This window comes from Pseudomonas sp. S2_F07 (assembly GCF_054668325.1).
The window spans coordinates 3382211-3404520 of the sequence record NZ_CP162758.1; the positions used below are offsets into that span (position 1 = coordinate 3382211).

At 60.0% G+C, this 22310-nt stretch carries 19 protein-coding genes; 5 read left to right on the plus strand and 14 right to left on the minus strand.

Annotated elements, in window-relative coordinates; all coding sequences use genetic code 11:
* Nucleotides 1–169: 169 nt before the first annotated feature.
* Complete coding sequence (locus AB4O40_RS15310; RefSeq protein WP_082563000.1) at nt 170–1246, plus strand: RHS repeat-associated core domain-containing protein; 1077 nt, start codon at nt 170–172, stop codon at nt 1244–1246.
* Between the two features lie 59 nt (nt 1247–1305).
* On the opposite strand, the gene rloA2 is transcribed toward AB4O40_RS15310, so the two are convergent.
* Nucleotides 1306–1812, minus strand: coding sequence for a retropepsin-like aspartic peptidase RloA2 (gene rloA2, locus AB4O40_RS15315; protein WP_056726681.1), 507 nt, complete (start codon nt 1810–1812; stop codon nt 1306–1308).
* Between the two features lie 164 nt (nt 1813–1976).
* On the opposite strand from rloA2, the gene AB4O40_RS15320 reads away from it, so the two are divergent.
* The gene (locus AB4O40_RS15320; RefSeq protein ID WP_460053900.1) at nt 1977–2864 is read left to right on the plus strand and encodes an acyltransferase; all 888 of its coding nucleotides are present in this window, start codon (nt 1977–1979) and stop codon (nt 2862–2864) included.
* 1 nt (nt 2865) lies between these two features.
* On the opposite strand, the gene AB4O40_RS15325 is transcribed toward AB4O40_RS15320, so the two are convergent.
* From AB4O40_RS15325 to AB4O40_RS15365, 9 genes are all read right to left on the minus strand, one after another.
* Nucleotides 2866–3420 (minus strand): DUF2780 domain-containing protein, encoded by a 555-nt coding sequence (locus AB4O40_RS15325; protein WP_223541350.1) that lies wholly within the window; start codon nt 3418–3420, stop codon nt 2866–2868.
* Nucleotides 3421–3691: 271 nt separating this feature from the next.
* The gene (gene fdhA / locus AB4O40_RS15330; RefSeq protein ID WP_056726583.1) at nt 3692–4891 is read right to left on the minus strand and encodes a formaldehyde dehydrogenase, glutathione-independent; all 1200 of its coding nucleotides are present in this window, start codon (nt 4889–4891) and stop codon (nt 3692–3694) included.
* Between the two features lie 216 nt (nt 4892–5107).
* Nucleotides 5108–5965, minus strand: coding sequence for a formyltetrahydrofolate deformylase (gene purU / locus AB4O40_RS15335; protein WP_007981374.1), 858 nt, complete (start codon nt 5963–5965; stop codon nt 5108–5110).
* 37 nt (nt 5966–6002) lie between these two features.
* Entirely contained in the window at nt 6003–6635 is a 633-nt protein-coding gene (locus tag AB4O40_RS15340) for a sarcosine oxidase subunit gamma (RefSeq protein ID WP_223541349.1), read from the minus strand.
* 179 nt (nt 6636–6814) lie between these two features.
* Complete coding sequence (locus AB4O40_RS15345) at nt 6815–9832, minus strand: sarcosine oxidase subunit alpha (protein WP_056726581.1); 3018 nt, start codon at nt 9830–9832, stop codon at nt 6815–6817.
* On the minus strand, nt 9829–10158 hold the full coding sequence (locus AB4O40_RS15350; protein ID WP_056726580.1) for a sarcosine oxidase subunit delta: 330 nt from the start codon (nt 10156–10158) through the stop codon (nt 9829–9831). The genes AB4O40_RS15345 and AB4O40_RS15350 overlap by 4 nt, the downstream gene beginning before the upstream one ends.
* 14 nt (nt 10159–10172) lie before the next feature.
* Nucleotides 10173–11423: a sarcosine oxidase subunit beta gene (locus tag AB4O40_RS15355; protein ID WP_038981138.1), complete on the minus strand. Its 1251-nt coding sequence runs from the start codon at nt 11421–11423 to the stop codon at nt 10173–10175.
* Nucleotides 11424–11446: 23 nt separating this feature from the next.
* Nucleotides 11447–12700 (minus strand): serine hydroxymethyltransferase, encoded by a 1254-nt coding sequence (glyA, locus tag AB4O40_RS15360; RefSeq protein WP_046039380.1) that lies wholly within the window; start codon nt 12698–12700, stop codon nt 11447–11449.
* A gap of 282 nt (nt 12701–12982) precedes the next feature.
* Nucleotides 12983–13747 (minus strand): TraX family protein, encoded by a 765-nt coding sequence (locus AB4O40_RS15365; RefSeq protein ID WP_409078137.1) that lies wholly within the window; start codon nt 13745–13747, stop codon nt 12983–12985.
* 132 nt (nt 13748–13879) lie between these two features.
* On the opposite strand from AB4O40_RS15365, the gene AB4O40_RS15370 reads away from it, so the two are divergent.
* Nucleotides 13880–14920 carry a threonine aldolase family protein gene (locus AB4O40_RS15370; protein WP_056726578.1) on the plus strand — a complete coding sequence of 347 codons (1041 nt, stop codon included), beginning with the start codon at nt 13880–13882 and terminating at the stop codon, nt 14918–14920.
* A 205-nt stretch (nt 14921–15125) separates the two neighbouring features.
* Nucleotides 15126–15950 (plus strand): SDR family oxidoreductase, encoded by an 825-nt coding sequence (locus AB4O40_RS15375; protein WP_223541347.1) that lies wholly within the window; start codon nt 15126–15128, stop codon nt 15948–15950.
* A 116-nt stretch (nt 15951–16066) separates the two neighbouring features.
* Here AB4O40_RS15375 and gbcB read toward each other — a convergent pair whose 3' ends face one another.
* On the minus strand, nt 16067–17167 hold the full coding sequence (gbcB, locus tag AB4O40_RS15380) for a glycine-betaine demethylase subunit GbcB (RefSeq protein WP_056726680.1): 1101 nt from the start codon (nt 17165–17167) through the stop codon (nt 16067–16069).
* Nucleotides 17168–17454: 287 nt separating this feature from the next.
* Between gbcB and gbcA the strand changes: the two genes are divergently transcribed.
* Entirely contained in the window at nt 17455–18750 is a 1296-nt protein-coding gene (gbcA, locus tag AB4O40_RS15385) for a glycine-betaine demethylase subunit GbcA (protein ID WP_056726576.1), read from the plus strand.
* A 779-nt stretch (nt 18751–19529) separates the two neighbouring features.
* On the opposite strand, the gene AB4O40_RS15390 is transcribed toward gbcA, so the two are convergent.
* From AB4O40_RS15390 to etfB, 3 genes are all read right to left on the minus strand, one after another.
* Nucleotides 19530–20696, minus strand: coding sequence for a retropepsin-like aspartic protease (locus AB4O40_RS15390; protein WP_223541346.1), 1167 nt, complete (start codon nt 20694–20696; stop codon nt 19530–19532).
* A 224-nt stretch (nt 20697–20920) separates the two neighbouring features.
* On the minus strand, nt 20921–21487 hold the full coding sequence (locus AB4O40_RS15395; RefSeq protein WP_056726574.1) for a GNAT family N-acetyltransferase: 567 nt from the start codon (nt 21485–21487) through the stop codon (nt 20921–20923).
* A 45-nt stretch (nt 21488–21532) separates the two neighbouring features.
* On the minus strand, nt 21533–22303 hold the full coding sequence (gene etfB, locus AB4O40_RS15400) for an electron transfer flavoprotein subunit beta (protein ID WP_056726573.1): 771 nt from the start codon (nt 22301–22303) through the stop codon (nt 21533–21535).
* Nucleotides 22304–22310: the final 7 nt, after the last annotated feature.

A 22310-nucleotide genomic window follows, 5' to 3' on the forward strand; every position in this document is an offset into this window, starting at 1 on the left:
CCCGCTGGTTGAGTGGGCGAACGGTGACTCAAGGGGGGATCGGCGTCAATCCGGCTGAACTGATTGGCGGTCAGGTCTGTAGTACCTAGCAGTTCTGATAGTAGGCAATGGCTGAAAAAACTCCGATGCTCAAGGTTGAGCGATCCGGATCTTGAATGGAGTTCAACCCATGTCCAACACATCACGTGACACCGAACTGTGTCGCTATCACTACGATCCATTGGATCGCCAAAATGGCTGCACAGTACTTCAGCAACCTGCTATTCAGCACTTTCATTGCAAAAATCGACTGGCCACCGAGATTCAGGGTGCCGTTCGGTCAAGCATCCTTCAGCATGACGGCCAACCACTGGCTGAGCTAAAACAACTCGATACCAAAGCGACCACCACACTGCTGGCAACCGACCAACAACTCTCGGTGCTCAACGCTCTCGATGCCACTCAGCCCAACCCCCTCACCTATTCACCCTACGGTCATCGCCCGGCGGAAAACGGATTGCTCAGCCTGCTCGGCTTCAACGGCGAACGGCCGGACCCGGTGACCGGGCATTATCATTTGGGCAATGGTTATCGCCAGTTCAATCCGGTGTTGATGCGGTTTAACAGCCCGGATAGTTGGAGTCCGTTTGGGGTGGGTGGGGTTAATGCTTATGCGTACTGTGGAGGAGAACCAGTAAATCGCAATGATCCAACGGGGCACACCTGGCGTCCGCTTAAAATTTTTCTAAGAAAAATCGGTGTGATGAAAAAAACATCCAAACCCGAAACCGTTGTACAAATTGGTGCATGGCAACAAGTTCCGGGCAACCCAGATCGCGTACAACTCCCCTCCAAAATCCCCTCAAAACAAAAGCAGACAAAACTGACGAAAAAGGAGGAGAAACAGTTCCAAAAGGAGCTCAACCAAGCATATGTCGACGGTAATAACATGGACCGGAAGCTTCGTTTGAACAATGCAAACAGTAGAAGCGGTAATTCAGCAACCTCACCTAACAGCGCGCCGAACAGCGGCACCATCACTTCAAGTCATTCTGCTCTTTCAGACTCAGTTGAACACATGCCAACACAAGAGTTTACTCAATTTCGGAAGACTGTAAGCGCATGGCAAAATGTCGGCACCGAAAGGAACAACATTTTAAGAACCGTAGACAGTGAAACAACAATCAGAGAGCTGAATTTCTTTAGTGCGCAACCCATTAGTAATAGGGGTATACGTCGGGGGGAGCCGGGGTATTTTTCAAGCTGAACCAAACACGGATCATATCTAGCTTGGCACCTTCCGGCGAAGGTGCCCCGTTCATATAATCAACAATCCGGCTTATCCGCCGTAAAACGCCGAGCTGGATTCACCGCAGCCCCAAATTCACGCAGCGCCTTGGCCCCAATCAGCAATGGGTAGTTAAAGCTGCTGCGATCCGTCAAATTGACCTCGACCGTGCGCTTGACGTTACCCAGGCACAGTTCCAGATCGACCACCGGACGCTTGGTGGGTGCGATCACTTCGCTGTCATCCTCGTCCTCTTCGGAACGGGTCTTGATCTTGCTTACCCGTGCGACCTTGTGTTCATAGACCTGATTGCCCGCATCCTTGGTGGCTAGGCGGAAACGCACCCAGTCTTCGCCGTCACGCTTGAAGGTTTCGATGTCCTTGGCCGACAGCGACGCGGTCAGGGCGCCGGTGTCCATTTTCGCCTTGAGGACCTTTCCGCCGATTTCCGGCAGCGCGATGTATTCGTAACGACCATAGAGGGTCGGCTCGGCGGCCATGACCGGCAGGGCGATGAGGGAGAGCACTGCAAGGAGGGATTTCACGTAATGGGTTTCCATGAGAGTGAACAGTCGGATTTTAGACCGTCGTGCGCTTGAACGTTCCCACAAGCCTACCGACCCAAAAGTGAAACATTCGTCAGCACCGATTTGGCCTGTCGCCCGAAGCTGCTTATCATGGCGCGCCCAACCGCTTCCACGAGTGACTTATGCGCCGCCTGCTCACCGGCTGTTTCGTGACCCTGCTGCTTGTGCTCAACACCTTGGTCCTGATCGGGCCGTTGATGGTGTTTGCCCTGCTCAAGCTGGTCCTGCCCGGCCGTTTTCGCGATTACGCCTCCTGGTCGGTGATGTGGATCGCCGAAACCTGGTCGGAGATCGACAAGCTGATCTTCCGCCTGTGTATCCCCACCCAATGGGACATCCGCGGCGGTGACGATCTGCGTCGCGACACTTCATATCTGGTGATCAGCAACCATCAATCCTGGGTCGACATCCCGGCGCTGATCCAGACGCTGAACCGGCGCACGCCGTTCTTCAAATTCTTCCTCAAGAAAGAACTGATCTGGGTACCCTTCCTGGGCCTGGCGTGGTGGGCGCTGGATTACCCGTTCATGAAGCGCTACAGCAAGGCGTTCCTGGCCAAGTACCCGGAACTGGCCGGCAAGGATCTGGAAATCACCAGACAGGCCTGCGAACTGTTCAAGCGCCAACCGGTAACAGTGGTCAATTATCTGGAAGGCACCCGCTTCACGGCGGCCAAAAGTGCCCAGCAGCAGTCACCGTTCAATTACCTGCTCAAGCCCAAGGCCGGCGGGGTGGCCTTTGTGCTGGCGGCGATGGGTGAGCAGCTGGACGCGATTCTCGATGTGACGGTGGTTTACCCGCAGCAGAAGATTCCGGGGTTCTGGGACTTGATCAGCGGCAATGTGCCGAGGGTCATCATCGATATCCAGACCCGCGAACTCGACCCGGCGCTGTGGCAGGGCGATTACGAAAACGATCCTGTATTTCGCGAGAAGGTCCAGAACTGGGTCAACCAGCTCTGGATCGAGAAGGACCGGCGCATCGACGCCTTGCGCGCCGGATGCCGCTGAATCAGCTACCGGCGCCAGCGCCCCAGATGCTGCCCAGACTGCTCAGCAGCGTACCGCCGACGCCCTGCTGACCGAAGTATTGCAGGAGCACCGGGGCAAACTGGCCAATCATGCCGCTGTCCATGCCCAAGGCGCTGAAGGCATTGTTCAGGTCGTTGGTGTCCTTGACGTTGCCCAGGGCGTTATCCAGCCCTGCCGCTTTGCCGCTGGAGCCAAGCAGACCGGCCAGTGCGCCCAACTCACCGCCGCCCGAGAGCATGTCGATGCCCGGCACGCTTTTGGCCAGTTGCGAGTAGTCGGTCGAACTCAACTGGTTCTTCGCCAGCCCCAGCATCGCCCCGGCACCGCCAATGGCTTGCTCTGGGGTGATGTCCAGTTCACTGAGAGTGCTCAGCAGATCGGCTGTCTGCGGCGTCGGTGCGGCGGTCGCAGCTGCGTCACCGCCCTTCATGCCGGCAATGGCATTGGCCGCATCGCCCAGGCTGAACTGTGCAAAGGCCGGGCTGGCGGACAGCGTCAACAGCGAAGCCAGTGCAATACCGCGTGAAATCTTCATTCAGACATCCTCTTGTGCCACGAAACCATCCGAAAACCGGCGGTAAAACTGCCGATTAGACCGGGTATCCTCAATCATGTTCCTTGCCGCGCATCCGTTTTTACCCGGTCACGCATAGAAAACGTGAATCCCCGGATGCCACGCGATGAACGGCACGACCGGGCAGCTGGTTGGGGCCGGCATCGAATCAGGAACCTTGGCGGCTGTTTGAAAAAGATATCCAAGCAAAAACGGCGACCCGAAGGTCGCCGTTTTTTGTTTACGCAAAGACTTACGCCGCACTAAACATCTTATGCGGATCAATCACAAACTTCTTCGGCACACCCGCGTCAAACTCGCCATAACCCTGCGGCGCCTGATCCAGGCTGATCACCTGCACCCCCACCACTTCAGCAATGTTGATGCGGTCCCACATGATCGCTTGCATGAGCGCGCGGTTGTACTTCATCACCGGGGTCTGGCCGGTGTGGAAGCTGTGGGATTTGGCCCAACCCAGGCCGAAGCGGATGCTCAGGCTGCCCATTTTCGCGGCAGCGTCGACGGCGCCCGGGTCTTCGGTCACGTAGAGGCCGGGGATACCGATCTTGCCGGCCACGCGCACCACGCCCATCAGCGAGTTGAGCACGGTGGCCGGGGCTTCGTGTTTCACGCCGTCATGGCCATGGCCACGGGCCTCGAAGCCTACAGCGTCGATGGCGCAATCCACTTCCGGTTCGCCCAGCAGTGCGGCGATCTGTTCGTGCAGCGGGGTATCGAGTGACAGGTCGGCGATCTCGAAGCCCTGGGCCTTGGCATGGGCCAGGCGCACGGTGTTGACGTCACCAACGATCACCACCGCCGCGCCCAGCAGGCGAGCGGATGCGGCCGCCGCCAGGCCGACCGGACCGGCACCGGCGATGTACACAGTGCTGCCCGGGCCGACGCCAGCGGTCACGGCACCGTGATAGCCGGTCGGCAGGATGTCGGAGAGGCAGGTCAGGTCGCGGATTTTTTCCATCGCACGGTCGCGATCCGGCAGTTTCAGCAGGTTGAAGTCGGCGTACGGCACCATGGCGTATTCGGCCTGGCCGCCGGTCCAGTCGCCCATGTCGACGTAACCATAAGCACCGCCCGGACGCGCAGGGTTGACGCTCAGGCACACGCCGGTATGCATTTCCTTGCAGGAACGGCAGCGCCCGCAAGCCACGTTGAACGGTACGGATACCAGGTCGCCGATTTGCAGGTTCTCGACGTCGCTGCCCTTCTCGATCACTTCACCGGTGATCTCATGGCCCAGCACCAGGCCGGTTTGCGCTGTGGTACGCCCGCGCACCATGTGCTGGTCGGAACCACAGATGTTGGTGGACACCACACGCAGGATGACAGCGTGGTTAATCTTCCTGCCGCGCGGGTCCTGCATTTTCGGATAGTCAATACTTTGCACTTCGACCTTGCCAGCGCCGAGATACACCACACCACGATTACCAGACATGCTTTCACCTCGCTGTTGTTTTTATGGAACCGCGTTGCCCAGGCAGGCAGCGCGTTAAGTGCTTGGGTACAGATGCTGTTTCTTGTGTTGCCTGTAAGGGCCTCTTCGCGGGCAAGCCCGCTCCCACAGTGATTCGGGTTGAACTTAAGATTTGTGAACGACACAAAACCCTGTGGGAGCGACGGTGCGACGATTCGACTTGCTCGCGATAGCAATCTAGAGAACGACCGTACGATTGGCGTTCAAAAACACTCGTCTCTCAATGTGATACCCCACCGCCCGGGCCAGGGTCAGCCCTTCGATATCCCGCCCCTTGGCGATCAGGTCTTCCGGGTAATGGCTGTGGTCCACTGCCTCGACACCCTGGGCAATGATCGGGCCTTCATCCAGGTCGTTGTTGATGTAATGCGCGGTGGCGCCCACCAGTTTCACGCCCTTGTTGTAGGCCTGGTGGTAGGGCTTGGCGCCCTTGAACCCGGGCAGCAGGGAGTGGTGAATGTTGATCGCCTTGCCATCGAGCTTGCGGCACAGCTCCGGCGACAGCACTTGCATGTAGCGCGCAAGGATCACCAGTTCCGCACCGGACTCTTCGATCACCTGCCACACCTGGCGCTCTTGCGACGGTTTGTCGTTCGGGTCCAGCGGGAAGTGGTAGTACGGAATCTGGTGCCAGTCGGCCAACGGCTTGAGGTCCGGGTGGTTGGAGACCACGGCGGCCACGTCCATCGACAACTGGCCGATGCGCTGGCGATAGAGCAAGTCGTTGAGGCAGTGATCGGCCTTGGAAACCATGATCACCACTTTCGGCCGGTAGTTCGGCGCGGTCAGTTCGAAGATCATGCCGAAGGCTTCACCGCGCTCGGCCAGGCCCGCGCGAAAGGACTGCTCGTCGAAACCGTCAGGCTGGCGGAATTCCACACGAATGAAAAAACGGCCCGAGAGCCGGTCATCGAAGGAATGGTGCTCGGTAACGTAGCAGCCCTGCTCGAACAGAAAGCGGGTCACCGCGTCCACGGTGCCGAGTACGCTGGGGCAGTCGGCGGTCAGAATCCATGTGTCTGGGGCGCGGCTCATAATGCGGTGACTCCTGAGAAATCGGTAAAGGTGGTGATCAGGCCTGCACGCTCAGGCCATACTCGGCAGAAGCGTCCTGCAACCACAACCACCAGTAATCCGAGAAGCTGCGACGAATCAGCAGTTCCCAGGTGTCTTCGGCGGTGTGACGGATCATCAGTTGCGATTTGGCGAACACCGTGCCGACGGCCTTGCCCACCGGGAAGTTGTTCGGGTGCACGTCGTAGCTGGTGGACTTCATCAGCACCTGGCGCACGTTCGGGCCGCTCAGTTCGAGGAGTTGTTGGCCGCCGCTGACGTTGACGATCGCAATGTGCAAATCGCCCAGCGCTTTGCGCAGTTTTTGCTCGGCGACCAGTTCTTCACCGGTCGGCACGATCAGCAGCCACTCATCCGGCCCCATCCATTGCAGACTGGTTTCGCCTTTGACAATGACGCTCAGTGCGCCTGGCAACTCAATGCCCAGGGCCTTGTGCACGCCTGCGGCGAATGCTACATCGTGGCCATCGCCACGGATGGTCAGGTGGCCGAGGAGTTTCTTTTCACGCACGATCACGCCGGCGTTCTTGCGACCCTTGCCCACCAGGCTGGCGAGGTCGGCGTGATGCAACGACGACTCGGCCTTGGCCCCGGAGGTTGGGCGTTGTTGGTAAACATTGGCTGCGGTCATAAAGCACCTTTCCTGAATTCTGTTGGTTCCGGCCTTGTGGTGGCTGCACTACCGCCTTCGCGAGCAAGGCGAATCGTCGCACCGCCGCTCCCACATTTGACCGCATTCCCCTGTGGGAGCGGGCTTGCTCGCGAATGGGCCGACTCGGTGTCAATGCCCACTCACAAGCCTTGAAGCCATCAAACGTTCTGGCGTTCGCCCTTCGGATCAAAGAACACCGAAGAAACGATTTCCGCCTCGATCACGCTGCCGTCGGCCAGCGGTGCGAACACTCGCTCGCCCATCCGCTGCAACCCGCCCTTGACCACGCCCATGGCGAACGAATAGCCCAGGGAGTTGTGCAGGTAACTGGAAGTCACGTGACCCACCATGGTCATCGGGATGGCTTGCTTGGTGTTGAACACCAGTTGCGCGCCTTCCGGCAGCCATTTGTTCGGATCGATCGGCTTCAGCCCAACCAGTTGCTTGCGCTGATCACGCACGCAGTCTTCACGGTTCATGCCACGCCAGCCGATCCACGAGAACGGTTTGGTGCGACCGACACACCAGCCCATGTTCAGGTCGTCCGGGGTCATCGAGCTGTCAGTGTCCTGGCCGACGATGATGAAGCCCTTCTCCGCCCGCAGCACGTGCATGGTTTCAGTGCCGTACGGGGTCAGGTTGTACTTCTTGCCGGCGTCGACGATTTTTTCCAGCACGCCCATGGCGTAGTCGGCTTGCACGTTGACTTCGTACGACAGCTCACCGGTAAACGAAATCCGGAATACCCGCGCCGGCACACCACCCACCAGGCCTTCTTTCCAGGTCATGAACGGGAAGGCTTCGCTGCTCAGGTCGATGTCGGTGACTTCAGCGAGCAGCTTGCGGCTGTTCGGCCCGGACAGGGTCATGGTCGCCCAGTGGTCGGTGACGGAGGTGAAGTACACCTTCATGTCCGGCCATTCGGTCTGGTGGTACAGCTCCAGCCACTGCAGAACACGAGCCGCGCCGCCGGTGGTGGTGGTCATGACGAAGTGGTTGTCGGCCAGGCAAGCCGTCACGCCGTCGTCGAAGACCATGCCGTCTTCTTTGCACATCAGGCCGTAACGCGCCTTGCCCACATCGAGCTTGGTCCAGGCGTTGGTGTAGACGCGGTTGAGGAACTCACGCGCATCCGGGCCCTGGATGTCGATCTTGCCGAGGGTCGAAGCATCCAGCAGGCCGACGCTGTCGCGCACGGCTTTGCATTCGCGCTTCACGGCGGCATGCAGGTCTTCACCGGATTTCGGGAAGTACCAAGGACGTTTCCACTGGCCGACGTCTTCGAACTCGGCGCCGTTTTTCAGGTGCCATTGATGCAGTGCGGTGTAACGCACCGGCTCGAAGATGTGCCCACAGTGACGACCGGCCACGGCGCCGAAAGTCACCGGCGTGTAGTTCGGGCGGAACATGGTGGTGCCCATCTGCGGGATGGTCACGTTCAGCGAGCGGGCAGCGATGGCGAGGCCGTTGACGTTGCCAAGCTTGCCCTGATCGGTACCGAAGCCCAGCGCGGTGTAGCGCTTGACGTGCTCGACCGACTCGAAGCCCTCGCGGGTCGCCAGTTCGATGGCGGCGGCGGTGACGTCGTTTTGCAGGTCGACGAATTGCTTCGGCGCCCGGGCGGTGTTCTTTTCATGGGGCACCTGGAACAGCGCCAGGGTCGGCTCTTCGAGACGGCTCAGGGCTTTTGGCAACACGCCTTCGACCGACTGGAAGCCGGCTTCGGCAGCAGCGCGAACGCCACCTTCAAAACCATCGGCCAGGGAATCGCCGAGGCCGTAGACGCCGTTGATGCCACCGACACACACGCGTTTCTGCGGTGCTTCGCCCGGTACGAAACCGAGGATGTCTTCACGCCAGGTCGGCTTGCCGCCCAGGTGCGAAGCCAGGTGAACCACCGGGCTGTAGCCACCGGAGCTGGCGACCACATCGCAGTCGAGCCATTCGCCCGGGCTGGTCACGGTGTGGGCTTTGACGTCGATGGCGGCCACACGGGCAGCGGTCACGCGCTTGCTGCCACGGGCCTCGATCACGGCGCTGCCGGTGAGGATGCGGATGCCTTTGGCGCGGGCTTCTTCCACCAGCGCACCACGCGGATTGCTGCGGGCATCGGCGATAGCCACCACTTGCAGGCTGGCATCGAGCCAATCCAGGGCAACGCGGTAGGCGTGGTCGTTGTTGGTCGACAGCACCAGCTTCTTGCCCGGTGCCACGCCGTAACGACGCACGTAAGTCGAGATGGCGCCGGCGAGCATGTTGCCCGGCACGTCGTTGTTACCGTAGACCAGTGGACGCTCGTGAGCGCCGGTCGCCAGTACCACGCGATTGGCGCGGACCCGGTGGATGCGCTGACGCACCTGGCCAATCGGTGCGCGGTCGCCGAGGTGATCGGTCAAACGCTCGTGAATGGTCAGGAAGTTGTGATCGTGATAGCCGTTTACGGTGGCGCGCGGCAAGAGCAGCACGTCCGGGGTGTTCTTCAGTTCGTCGATAACGCTGGCCACCCACTCCATCGCCGGTTTGCCGTCGAGGCTTTCGCGGGAGTCGAGCAGGCTGCCGCCGAACTCTTCCTGCTCATCGGCGAGGATCACGCGGGCACCGCTGCGCGCAGCCGCCAGTGCAGCGGCCAGGCCAGCAGGGCCGGCGCCGACGATCAGCACGTCGCAGTGCTGGTTCATGTAGTCGTAGGTGTCCGGATCGTTCTCGGTCGGCGAGCGGCCAAGACCGGCAGCCTTACGAATGTACTTCTCGTAAGTCATCCAGAACGATTGCGGGTACATGAAGGTTTTGTAGTAGAAACCCGGTGGCATCAGCTTGCCGCCGACCTTGCCGAGAATCCCCATCATGTCGTTGTTGACGCTCGGCCAGCCGTTGGTGCTGGTGGCGACCAGACCTTGGTACAGCGCCTGTTGCGTGGCGCGCACGTTCGGGATCTGCGTGGCTTCGGTGGCGCCGATCTGCAGTACCGCGTTCGGCTCTTCAGCGCCGGCAGCGAAGATGCCGCGCGGACGGGAATACTTGAAGCTGCGACCGATGATGTCGACGCCGTTGGCCAGCAGAGCAGCGGCCAGGGAATCGCCTTCGAAGCCTTTGTAGTTCTGGCCGTTGAAGGTGAAGGTCAAGACTTTGTTGCGGTCGATCCGTCCGCCATTGGACAGGCGATTGATCTGGCTCATACCTTCTCTCCCAGAGCCGTGCTGGCCGCTTTCGGGCTATCGGTCTTGTCGGTGAATTGTGGCTTGGCGCCGATCTTGTAGGTTTCGAGAATCTCGTAGGTCACGGTGTCACGGGTGACGTTGAAGTACTGACGGCAACCGGCGACGTGATCCCACAGCTCGTGGTGCAGACCGCGCGGGTTATCGCGGAAGAACATGTAGTCGCCCCACTCCTCGTCGGTGCAGGTGTTCGGATCCAGTGGACGCGGGATGTGCGCCTGGCCGGATGCGTGGAATTCCTCTTCGGAGCGCAACTCGCCGCAGTGAGGACAGAAGATATGCAACATGGGGATTTCTCCTGTTAGTGGGCAACCGCAGCAGCGCCGTGTTCATCGATCAACGCACCGTTGTGGAAACGGTCGATGGAGAAAGGTGCGGCCAGTGGGTGCATTTCACCCTTGGCCAGGCTCGCGGCAAACACGTTGCCCGAACCAGGTGTGGCCTTGAAGCCGCCGGTGCCCCAACCGCAGTTGAAGAACATGTTCGGTACCGGGGTTTTCGAGATGATCGGGCATGCGTCCGGCGTGGTGTCGACGATGCCGCCCCACTGACGGTTCATGCGTACCCGCGACAGCACCGGGAACATCTCGACGATGGCCTGGACGGTGTGCTCGATCACCGGGTACGAACCACGCTGGCCGTAGCCGTTGTAGCCGTCGATACCGGCGCCGATCACCAGGTCGCCCTTGTCGGACTGACTGATGTAGCCGTGTACGGCGTTGGACATGATCACGCTGTCGATAATCGGCTTGATCGGCTCGGACACCAGCGCCTGCAGCGGGTGCGATTCGATCGGCAGGCGGAAACCGGCGAGCTTGGCCATGTGCCCGGAGTTACCGGCGGTCACTACGCCGACGCGCTTGGCGCCGATAAAGCCTTTGTTGGTTTCAACGCCGATGCACACGCCGTTTTCCTTGCGGAACCCGATCACTTCGGTTTGTTGAATCAGGTCCACGCCCAAGGCATCAGCGGCACGGGCAAAGCCCCAGGCCACGGCATCGTGCCGGGCCACGCCGCCGCGACGCTGGACGGTAGCGCCCATCACCGGGTAGCGGGTGTTCTTGGAGCAGTCGAGGTACGGAATCTCGTCGGCCACCTGTTTGGCATCGAGCAGCTCACCGTCCACGCCGTTGAGGCGGTTGGCGCTGACCCGACGCTCGGAATCACGGATGTCCTGCAGGGTGTGGCACAGGTTGTAGACGCCACGCTGGGAGAACATCACGTTGTAGTTCAGGTCCTGGGACAGGCCTTCCCACAGTTTCATCGCGTGTTCGTACAGGTGCGCCGACTCGTCCCACAGGTAGTTGGAGCGAACGATGGTGGTGTTGCGCGCAGTGTTACCACCGCCCAGCCAGCCTTTCTCGACCACGGCCACGTTGGTGATGCCGTGCTCCTTGGCCAGGTAGTAGGCCGTGGCGAGACCATGCCCGCCACCGCCGACGATGACCACGTCGTAGACCTTTTTAGGGGTCGGCGTGCGCCACATTTTCTGCCAGTTTTCATGATGGCTGAGAGAGTGTTTGAAGAGGCCGAAGCCCGAGTAGCGTTGCATAGTCATTTACTCCAAAACCGCACTCAGCGATAAACCGGGAAGTCCGCGCACAGGGCTGCCACTTGCTCGGCGACATTGGCCTCGACATCGGCGTCGCCGAGGTTGTCGAGGATGTCGCAGATCCAGCCGGCCAGCGTGACGCACTGGGTCACCTTGAAGCCGCGAGTGGTGACCGCCGGGGTACCGATGCGCAGGCCCGAGGTCACGAACGGCGACTGTGGATCGTTCGGGACAGCGTTCTTGTTCACAGTGATGTGGGCGCGACCGAGAGCGGCATCTGCCTCTTTACCGGTGAGGCCCTGACGGATCAGGCTGACCAGGAACAGATGGTTGTCGGTACCGCCGGACACTACATCGTAGCCGCGTTTGATAAACACGCCGGCCATGGCCTGGGCGTTGTCGATCACTTGCTGCTGGTAAACCTTGAAGCCAGGCTCCAGCGCTTCCTTGAAGCACACCGCCTTACCGGCGATCACGTGCATCAGCGGGCCGCCCTGGGCACCCGGGAAAACTGCCGCGTTGAGCTTCTTCTCGATTTCTTCGTTGGACTTGGCCAGGATCAGGCCGCCACGTGGACCGCGCAGGGTCTTGTGGGTAGTGGTGGTGACCACATCGGCGTACGGCAGCGGGTTCGGGTACAGGCCGGCAGCGACCAGACCGGCCACGTGGGCCATGTCGACGAACAGCAGTGCACCAACCTTGTCGGCAATCTGGCGGAAGCGTGGGAAGTCGAGGGTCTTGGAGTAGGCCGAGAAGCCGGCAACGATCATCTTCGGCTTGCACTCGACGGCCAGGCGCTCGACTTCGTCGTAATCGATCAGACCGGTCTTGGTGTCGATGCCGTACTGCACGGCGTTGTACAGCTTGCCCGAGGACGACACTTTGGCGCCGTGGGTCAGGTGACCGCCGTGGGCCAGGCTCATGCCGAGGATGGTGTCGCCGGCTTGCAGCAGGGCCAGGTACACGGCGCTGTTGGCCGAGGAACCGGAGTGCGGCTGCACGTTGGCGTAATCGGCGCCGAACAGTTGCTTGGCGCGCTCGATGGCCAGCGCCTCAACCTTGTCGACGTGCTCGCAGCCACCGTAGTAGCGCTTGCCCGGGTAGCCTTCGGCATATTTGTTGGTCAGACCGCTGCCTTGCGCTTCCATCACGCGCTTGCTGGTGTAGTTCTCCGACGCGATCAGCTCGATGTGATCTTCCTGGCGTTGCTCCTCGGCATTCATCGCCGCCAGCAGTGCATCGTCGTAACCCTGGATCTGGTCTTGCTTGCTGAACATCGCGTCTCTCCCAGCGGCATCTTTGCGCCATTCGTCTCGGTAAGGCACTGGCATTTCGGCAGTGCCCTTTGGTAGCGATGGTATGACTGGCTTCAAAGGGTCAAATGCCTACGGGCGCCACGCAAAGGTGCGTTTACGACATGGGGAGAAATGGCGGGCCAAACACAAACCTCAAATCAGCATGCAACCCCTGTGGGAGCGGGCTTGCTCGCGAAGAACGATAACGCAGTCTGTCTGAAATACCGCAGTGCCTGCTTCGCGAGCAAACCCGCTCCCACAGGGTCAGGCGATAACCTGACGCACTGCAAGCAACACCAGGAAATGCAATGGATAGAGCGCATACGCCCAGCGCCGCATCGGTGGTGGTTTTACGTCCTTTGCATGTCGCAACAAGAACAGCCCGAGCCATGGCGCAATCAGACACGCGACGATGGCCGGAATCGCCGTGAAATTGCCCAGACGAGCGGCGTAATACAGCACCTGCCACTGATTGGCCGCCAGGCATACCAACCCCGCCAACAGCGCGAAATACCAGGGCCGTTGCAGCACCAGCAACATCGCCAGTGGCAACAGCACGCCAAAGAACCCGAACATCAATCGCTGGGAGAAAAAACCTGCCAACAGCAACGCGCCCACCGCCAGCAGGCGCGACGCAAGCACCGGCTGCTGCCAGCCACGAACCACCAGCAAGCCCAGGGCAAGGGTGGGCAGCACATTCAAGGTGTCGGGATTGGGAATGTACATCCGGTAAGGAATTTCACTCACCGCACTAAACAGCAACAACCAGCCCAGATAACGCCATTGCCCGGCGTTCACCAAAACAGGCTTTCGCGCCAGATTGACCGCCATCGCCAGGCAGAACCACGGAAACGCCAGGCGCCCCGGCACATACAACAAATCGGCGGAATAACCGACATATCGCAGGTGATCGAGCACCATGCTCAAAAGCGCCAGCCACTTGAGCAGATCCAGTGCCCCATCGCGCGGCTTTAAGTGCATGGCCTCGTGCATGCTCTTGTACATGCTCTTGTACATAGTCACGTGCATAATTGCCCTTCGACTGTGTATGTTCCCGACAGCGACATCCAGTGTGCTCCACCTGACGATCTTGGGTACGGTGCGCACCCTCATTGACCACGGGACGCTTCACCATAGGCATCTCGACCACGGAAGCAGGCCATGACCGACAAGAGCCAACAATTCGCCAGCGACAACTATTCCGGCATCTGCCCTGAAGCCTGGGCGGCCATGGAACAGGCCAACCACGGCCACCAACGCGCATACGGCGACGACGAGTGGACCGCCCGCGCCTCTGACGGATTCCGCAAGCTGTTCGAAACCGACTGCGAAGTGTTTTTCGCCTTCAATGGCACCGCCGCCAACTCGCTGGCGTTGTCGTCGTTGTGCCAGAGTTACCACAGCGTGATCTGCTCGGAAACCGCCCACGTCGAAACTGACGAATGCGGCGCCCCGGAATTCTTCTCCAACGGCTCCAAACTGCTGATCGCCCGCACTGAAAACGGCAAGCTGACCCCGGAATCGATCCGCGAGGTCGCGCTCAAGCGCCAGGACATCCATTACCCGAAACCCCGCGTCGTGACCCTGACCCAAGCCACCGAAGTCGGCAGCGTCTACACGCCGGACGAAATCCGCGCCATCAGCGCCACCTGCAAAGAGCTTGGCTTGAACCTGCACATGGACGGCGCGCGCTTCTCCAACGCCTGCGCATTCCTCGGCTGCACCCCGGCTGACCTGACCTGGAAGGCCGGTGTCGACGTGCTGTGCTTTGGCGGCACGAAAAACGGCATGGCGGTGGGCGAGGCAATACTGTTCTTCAACCACAAACTGGCCGAAGACTTCGATTACCGCTGCAAGCAGGCCGGGCAGCTGGCCTCGAAAATGCGCTTCCTGTCGGCACCGTGGGTCGGGATCCTGGAAAACGACGCCTGGCTCAAATACGCCAACCACGCCAACCACTGCGCACAATTGCTCGCCGAACTGGTCAGCGACATTCCCGGCGTTGAGCTGATGTTCCCGGTACAGGCCAACGGCGTGTTCCTGCAACTGTCGGAACCGGCCATCGCCGCACTGACCGCCAAGGGCTGGCGCTTCTACACCTTCATCGGCAACGGCGGCGCACGCTTCATGTGCTCGTGGGACACCGAGGAAGAGCGGGTGCGGGAACTGGCGCGGGATATCCGGGAAGTCATGTCCCACTAAAACATTGGTTTACACCGCTCCCCTGTGGGAGCGAGCTTGCTCGCGATGAGGCCAGCACATCCAACATTGATGTCGACTGACACTCCGCTATCGCGAGCAAGCTCGCTCCCACAAAAGCCAACACCATCTCCCCCTGTTGCTTGCTCCTCGTCTACATTGTTTGTCGAGCCGAACCGCTCACATAACAACAATCAGGAGCGTCAGCATGTCATTGCAAGGCAAAACCCTGTTCATCACCGGCGCCAGCCGCGGCATTGGCCGCGAGATCGCGCTGCGGGCCGCACGCGACGGGGCCAACATCGTCATAGCCGCCAAAAGCGCCGAACCCCACGCCAAGCTGCCGGGCACGATTTTCAGTGTGGCCAAGGAAGTGGAAGCCGCAGGCGGCAAGGCGCTGGCCTTGCAAGTGGATGTGCGGGAGGAGGATGCCGTACGTGAGGCCCTGGCCCAGGCCAACGAACATTTCGGTGGTATCGATGCACTGATCAACAACGCCGGGGCGATCAAGCTCACCGGGGTCCAGCACCTCGAACTCAAGCGCTTCGACCTGATGCACCAGATCAACACCCGCGCCGTCTTGCTGTGCAGCCAGGCTGCGTTGCCGTACCTGAAGAAGTCCGGTGGCCACATCCTCAACCTGTCCCCTCCGCTGAACCTGGCCACCAAGTGGTTCGCCCAATACAGCCCCTATACCGTCACCAAGTACGGCATGAGCATGCTGACGCTTGGCATGAGTGAGGAATTCAAGAACTACGGGATCAGCGTCAACTCGCTGTGGCCACAGACGATGATTGCCACCGCCGCCATCGAGTTTCAGCTGGGGTCGAGGGAATCGTTCAAGCATGCGCGCCTGCCAGCGATCATGGCGGATGCCGCCCACGTCATTGTGAGCAGCAGCGGGCGCAGCCTGACCGGGCGTTTGCTGATTGATGAGGAAATACTGCGGGAGAACGGTGTGACGGAGTTCGAACACTATCGGTTCGCGCCCGACAGCAGCGACAAGCTGATGACGGATCTGTTTGTCGACTGATTTTCTACACATGCCCCGTAGGAGCTGCCGAAGGCTGCGATCTTTTGATCTTGATTGTAAAAAAGTCAAAAGATCGCAGCCTTCGGCTGCTCCTACAGGGCGAAGATCGGCGCTGTTTAGAACTCGATCCGCACATCCCCCTTCGGCACGCTGCAGCACGACAGGATGAACCCTTCGGCTTCGTCTTCCTCGGTGATCCCGCCGTTGTGCTCCATCTCCACTTCGCCGCCCAGCTTCAACACCTTGCACGTCCCGCAAATCCCCATGCCGCATGCTTTCGGAATCAGCAGGCCGACCTTGGCCGCTGCCGCATGCACGGTCTCGCCCGGGGCCACGCGGATGCTCTTGCCGGAGGCGGTGAATTCCACTTGATGCAGGTCTGCCGCGTCGAGTTCCGGTGCGTCGGCCGCTTGCTCGGCGTGCTCCACGGCGTCGGCGCGCGCCTCTGGCGGGGTCGCTCCGAAGGACTCTTCGTGGTAACGCGACATGTCGAAGCCAGCGGCTTCGAGCAAGCGTTTGACCGCGTTCATGTATGGCGTCGGGCCGCAGCAGAACACTTCGCGCTCGAGGAAGTCAGGAACCATCAGTTCCAGCATCTTGTGATTGAGGTAACCGCGATAACCGGCCCATGGCTCGCCCAGTCCGTGCTTCTCGCAGATCAGGTGCAGGCTGAAGTTATCGATCCGCGACGCCATGTGTTCCAGCTCGCGGTGATAGATGATGTCTTTGGGCGAGCGGGCGCTGTGGATAAACGTCATGTCGACGTTGGCGTTGGTGTCATAGAACCAGCGCGCCATGGACATGCACGGGGTGATCCCCACGCCGCCGCTCAGGTACAGGACTTTCGGGCTCGGGAAGTCCATGGCGTTGAACAGCCCGACCGGCCCGTGCACCGCCAGCTCCTGGCCTTCGTGCAGGGTGTCGTGCAACCAGTTGGACACCTTGCCACCCGGCACGCGCTTGATGGTTACCGAAAAGCTGTACGGCACCGACGGCGAGCTGGAAATGGTGTACGAGCGCATGATCGGCTGCCCTTCGATCTCCAGCTCAAGGGTGACGAACTGCCCCGGCTTGAAGAAGAACATGATCGGTTGGTCGGCCATGAAGCAAAAGGTGCGCACATCCCAGGTTTCCTGGATGACTTTGACGCAACGGACGATGTGTCGACCATTGGCCCAGGTCTGGGTGGTTACCGGATTCAGGAAACTATTGGACATGCTGATCTCCACGGCCGACTGCCGGCCTTCATGTTGGCGATTCTGCGTATAGCGCGAACCATCCATTTACCTATCTGCGACATTGACATGCTTATCGCGACCAGCCCCCGGCTACCGGGGCTTGCGCGTCGGGAACAGATTGCACCATGTCGCCCATGGATAAGGTTCTGCCCCGCGCCGGCCCCACACTCGCCCCATACCAAGACACAACCTTTTACACCTTGCGTAGCAAACCGTAGCCAAGTCACTTTCGCCGGCCACACAGAATGGCCTTGAGGATCAAATCGATGGACGTCACCGCAAAAATCAGCCTGGGCGATCCGCTGGAACCCGCACGCAAGGCCACTGCACAGATGCTGCAAGAGCGCGAGCGCACGTTCTCGCTGCCGCAGCCGTTTTACTCCGACGAGCGCCTGTTTGATATCGACATGCAGGAAATCTTTCAGAAAGAGTGGTTGATCGCGGGCATGACCTGCGAGATCCCCGCCAAGGGCAACTACCTGACCCTGCAGATCGGCAAGAACCCGATCATCGTGATCCGTGGCGCCGAAGGCGTGGTGCATGCGTTCCACAACGTCTGCCGCCACCGTGGCTCGCGCCTGTGCACCAGCGACAAGGGCAAGGTCGCCAAGCTGGTCTGCCACTACCACCAGTGGACCTACGAACTGGACGGCCGCCTGCTGTTCGCCGGCACCGAAATGGGCGCCGACTTCGACATGAACCAGTACGGCCTCAAGCCAGTGAACGTGAAGACCGCCGGCGGCTACATCTTCATCAGCCTGGCGGAGAACCCGCCGGCCATCGATGACTTCCTGTCGACGCTCAACCACTACATGGAACCGTACGACATGGAGAACACCAAGGTGGCGGTGCAAACCACCTTGATGGAAAAGGCCAACTGGAAACTGGTGCTGGAAAACAACCGCGAGTGCTACCACTGCAACGCGTCGCACCCGGAACTGCTCAAAACCCTGCTGGAATGGGACGACGTCACCGACCCGCGCGCCGACCAGGCGTTCAAGGACCACGTCGCCGCCTCCGCCGCTGCCTGGGAAGCCGAGAAGATCCCTTACGCCCACGCCAGCTTCGGCCTGCGCAACCGCATTGTGCGCATGCCGCTGCTCAAGGGCACCGTGTCGATGACCATGGACGGCAAACAGGGCTGCGCCAAGCTGATGGGCCGCATCAAGAACCCGGACCTGGGCTCGATGCGCATCCTGCACCTGCCGCACTCCTGGAACCACTGCATGGGTGACCACATCATCGTGTTCACCGTGTGGCCGATCAGCGCCCAGGAAACCATGGTCACCACCAAGTGGATCGTGCACAAGGACGCGGTCGAAGGCGTGGACTACGACGTGGAGCGCATGCGCCAGGTCTGGGACGCCACCAACGACCAGGACCGCCGCCTGGCCGAAGAGAACCAGCGCGGCATCAACTCCACCGCGTACCAGCCTGGGCCATACTCCAAGACCTATGAGTTTGGCGTGGTGAACTTCGTGGACTGGTACAGCGAGCGTCTGCTGAGCAACCTGGGGGCCGAGCCTGCGCCGTATCTGAAAGGGGTTCCGGTTAGCGGCTAAACATCAAACGCAAAAAGCTTCGCGAGCAAGCCCGCTCCCACAGTGGATCGGTGGCGCACACAAACCCTGTGAACGCCTCGGTCATTGTGGGAGCGGGCTTGCTCGCGAAAGCGGCCTCACTTTCCCCGATCATTTAGAACTGTACGAAATATGATCTATCTCGTTCAGGCCTATGCCCGCCGCACCTCCCAGCCTTCCGCAAACAAGTTATCCACATCTCCACCCACAGCTATTGGGGACAACTGTGGAAAGACCGCAAATTTTCTTCACAAAATCCAAAGAAAAATCGTGACTTATCCAGAAGCATGCTTCCACGGACGGACTGATCATTTTTTGATCGACAACCTGAAAGCCACGTATTACAAGGCTTTCAGAGGATGGCAAACACCTTATCCACAGAAGCGCCAACAGACTTTGGGGTTAACTTCGAAGACGCTGTGGAAAACTGCCATAACCCGCAATAAACCGGCGTTTACGTGCAATTCCACGGCTCACAACCGTCAATTGATCATTTTTTGATCGCGACCATGAAAGCCGCTATTTGTAAGGCCTACAGCCGATAGCAAACATCTTATCCACAGAAGCACCAACAGAGATTGGGGGCAAGTTTGCATCCACAGCAGCACTTATCCCCTTGAAAAAGCTTGGAAAAAACACGAACAAGGCTGGTTGTTTTTTGAACGACGCCTCGCAAGGCTTGATTTGTATGGGGTGTAGCGAGGGGCGAACATGTTATCCACAGAACCACCAACAGGGATTGTGGGTAAACACCGAGTTGTTCAGACTTTATTGAGGCATGAATGACCTGAATCCAGGTCCAGGTTCAATTCAAAGTCTTTGAACGCGCGCCATCCGAGCAATATCGACGGGACGTATTGCCCTGCTATCAGCGCCGGCGGGATGGTAAAGCCCGGGTAGTATTTGTAGGTAACCGCCATGGTGTTGCCCTGCAGGGCCAATACGCCGTCGAAGCGTTGGAAACGCTTGTTGTCGTTGGTGGAAACGCTCGAGCTTCCCGGTGTCAGCGCCTGCGCATCGCTGAGTTGCCTGCCAGGTGACGAGGCCGTCAGGTAGTCGACATTTCCCGTATCGATGATGGCCTGCGTTGCCCGGCGATCCAGCTGTGCGGCCACCACCAACCGTTGATTGAGATCCAGGCGGCTAATGGCAATCGGTGCATCACAGCGTGTGGCAGGCGGCGGATTCAGCTCCAGTGTTCTGCTGGTGATCTTCAAGCGCCCCAGCTTGCTGATCAGATCCAGCCCCAACAGATTATCGCGGTCGCTGACAAAGACCAGGACGTTCCTGAATTCACGGGTGCCGACTTTCAGCGACCGGAGAATGCCCAGCCTCGCAGCCAGGCCTTTTTCGCCATAAAACGTGCTGTAGCGATAAAAAGCATCGGGCAACAACCTGATGCCCATCTGTTTCGCGGTGTCGATGTTGACCCGGGTTTGCGGTGCCCCCGTGTCCAGTACAAAACGCGCCGAGGCACCATTGGCCGCGCCGACCTCGATAAATGGCAGCACTTGTTCAGCGATGTAAAAGTCGCCGACATACGGATAGAGCGGCAGCACCTCATGCCGCGTCGAACCCTTGACCGTGAAATCGCCAGTCGCCGCCAGCATAGCCAGTGATTTGCTGCCAAACGTGGAGAACAGAGGCTTCAGATCGGCGCTGGCGGCAATCGCCCGGGCATGCCTGGCCTTGATCGCGAGGTAGTATTCAGGGAGTTGGTTGGCGGCCTTGGCTTCGAGCAATCTGGCGAAGACAGTTACCGAGCAGCTGAGGTGTCTATCGGCATCCAGCACCTTGTCGCACTGTTGCCGCAGTTGCGCCAGGGACGCGCTGCGCCCCTGTTCGGAGTCTATCCAGCGGTAAAAATCCTGGTCAGCCACAGGCGCATTTGTCTGGGCGGCAGAGATCACACCTGTGGATAACCACATGGCTGATGCACAGAGCACCAGAAGAGCGAAAGTCTTCATATTCAGGCCAGTCATAAAAACCGGTTTTTATGAGTCAGCGCTGAATGTCTGAAAGCTCCCGAAAGCGTACCGCACCCCTGATCAGCGCATTGAAAACTGTAGCTCACTGCCCTCGTCGGCGTGGGGCGAGAGCAAGGGTTCGTGGCGTTGTGGATAACCGCCGCCGGTCGCCCCCTCGAGCAAGCTCAAGGCCTGTGCATAAGATAGGCGTCACCGCTGACGCGGATCATGGGATGAGGGGTGATCTGGCAGGTCTTGATGATCCCGAAACCGTGCCGCTCGTAAAAACGCCGGGCGCCAGCGTTGGCGGCGTAGTCGATCAGGCTCAGGCCATTGAGCCCCAGTTGGTCGGCGCGTTCTTGAGCATGGGCGAGAAACTGCACGCCCAGTCCCCGGTTGCGCCAGCCTTCATGCAGGACCAGGCTGGAGATGTACAGGGTATCGGGTACCTCCATGTCGGCGTAAGGCGCCAGTACCGGGTCGGTCGTCGGCACAGCCAGTGGATCGTGGCGCATCGCGTAGCTGTGCATCATGCCAATGACCTGACCATCGGCCTCGGCAATCAGGCAGTTCTGGTAGGAGAAATCCACGTCGTCCCGGGCGTATCGAATGGCACCTACATCCAGCAAATCCTGACCGGGCTCGGCCAACTGGCTCCAGATGTAATCCGAAGCGCCCTCTGAGGAAATCTGGAACAGACGCGCAATCGCGCGCGCGTCCGCACGCACTGCCGAACGAAATTCAACTGCCATTGTTTTTTCTCTGCCAGATTTATCCAGTCCACATGAAGGAAAGCGTTAGCGGACCACACCTTCTTCAATCAGCAATTTGAGGATGGCCTCGGCACCGGCCTGGGCCGTTACGCCTTTAAGCACCTGCCCGCCTCCACCACTGGCCTTGGCCGTCGCGGCTTTCATGCGGTCGGCGCCGCTCTTGGCCTTGATCACCTTCAGGCGCTTGGGCCGTGGCTTGGCCGGTTGCAGAGTGGCGACCGCGAGCAGTTCATCGTCGATGACCTCGACGTCCTGTGCTTGCAGCACACCGCGTCGAGCCGGGCCGTAAGCGCTTTGCCGAGGCTTGGGGGCGGCGTTATCCACCGTCGCCAGAAACGGCAGGCGTACCTTCAGGCGACGGCGTTGACCACGGGGCAAGGCTTGCAGCACCAGCGCCGAACCGCCATCGATGGACTCGACCTGCGCCAGCCCCACCACCAGCGGCCAGCCCAGGCTTTCGGCCAGCAGGAAGGGCAACATGCCCGAGCCTTCACCGGTTTCCGCCTGGCTGCCGGTCAACACCACCTGCGCCCCGGCATCACGCAAATAGTCGGTCAGCGCCGGTAGCGCGTCGGCGCCTTGGGGTTGCTCCAGCACATGCAGTTGCTCAAGCCCCATGCCCAGGTAGGCGCGCAAGGCAGGCTCGGCAATGTCGCCGGCATGCAGCACCTGCAAGTTATCCCCAGCCAGTTGCAGGCCCAGTTCCACCGCCCGCGCATCCTGCTCCGCGCGACGCGGCCGACCGGATGTCGGGTGGGCACCGATGGACACCAGGCTGATGATTTTCGTGCTCATAACCCTT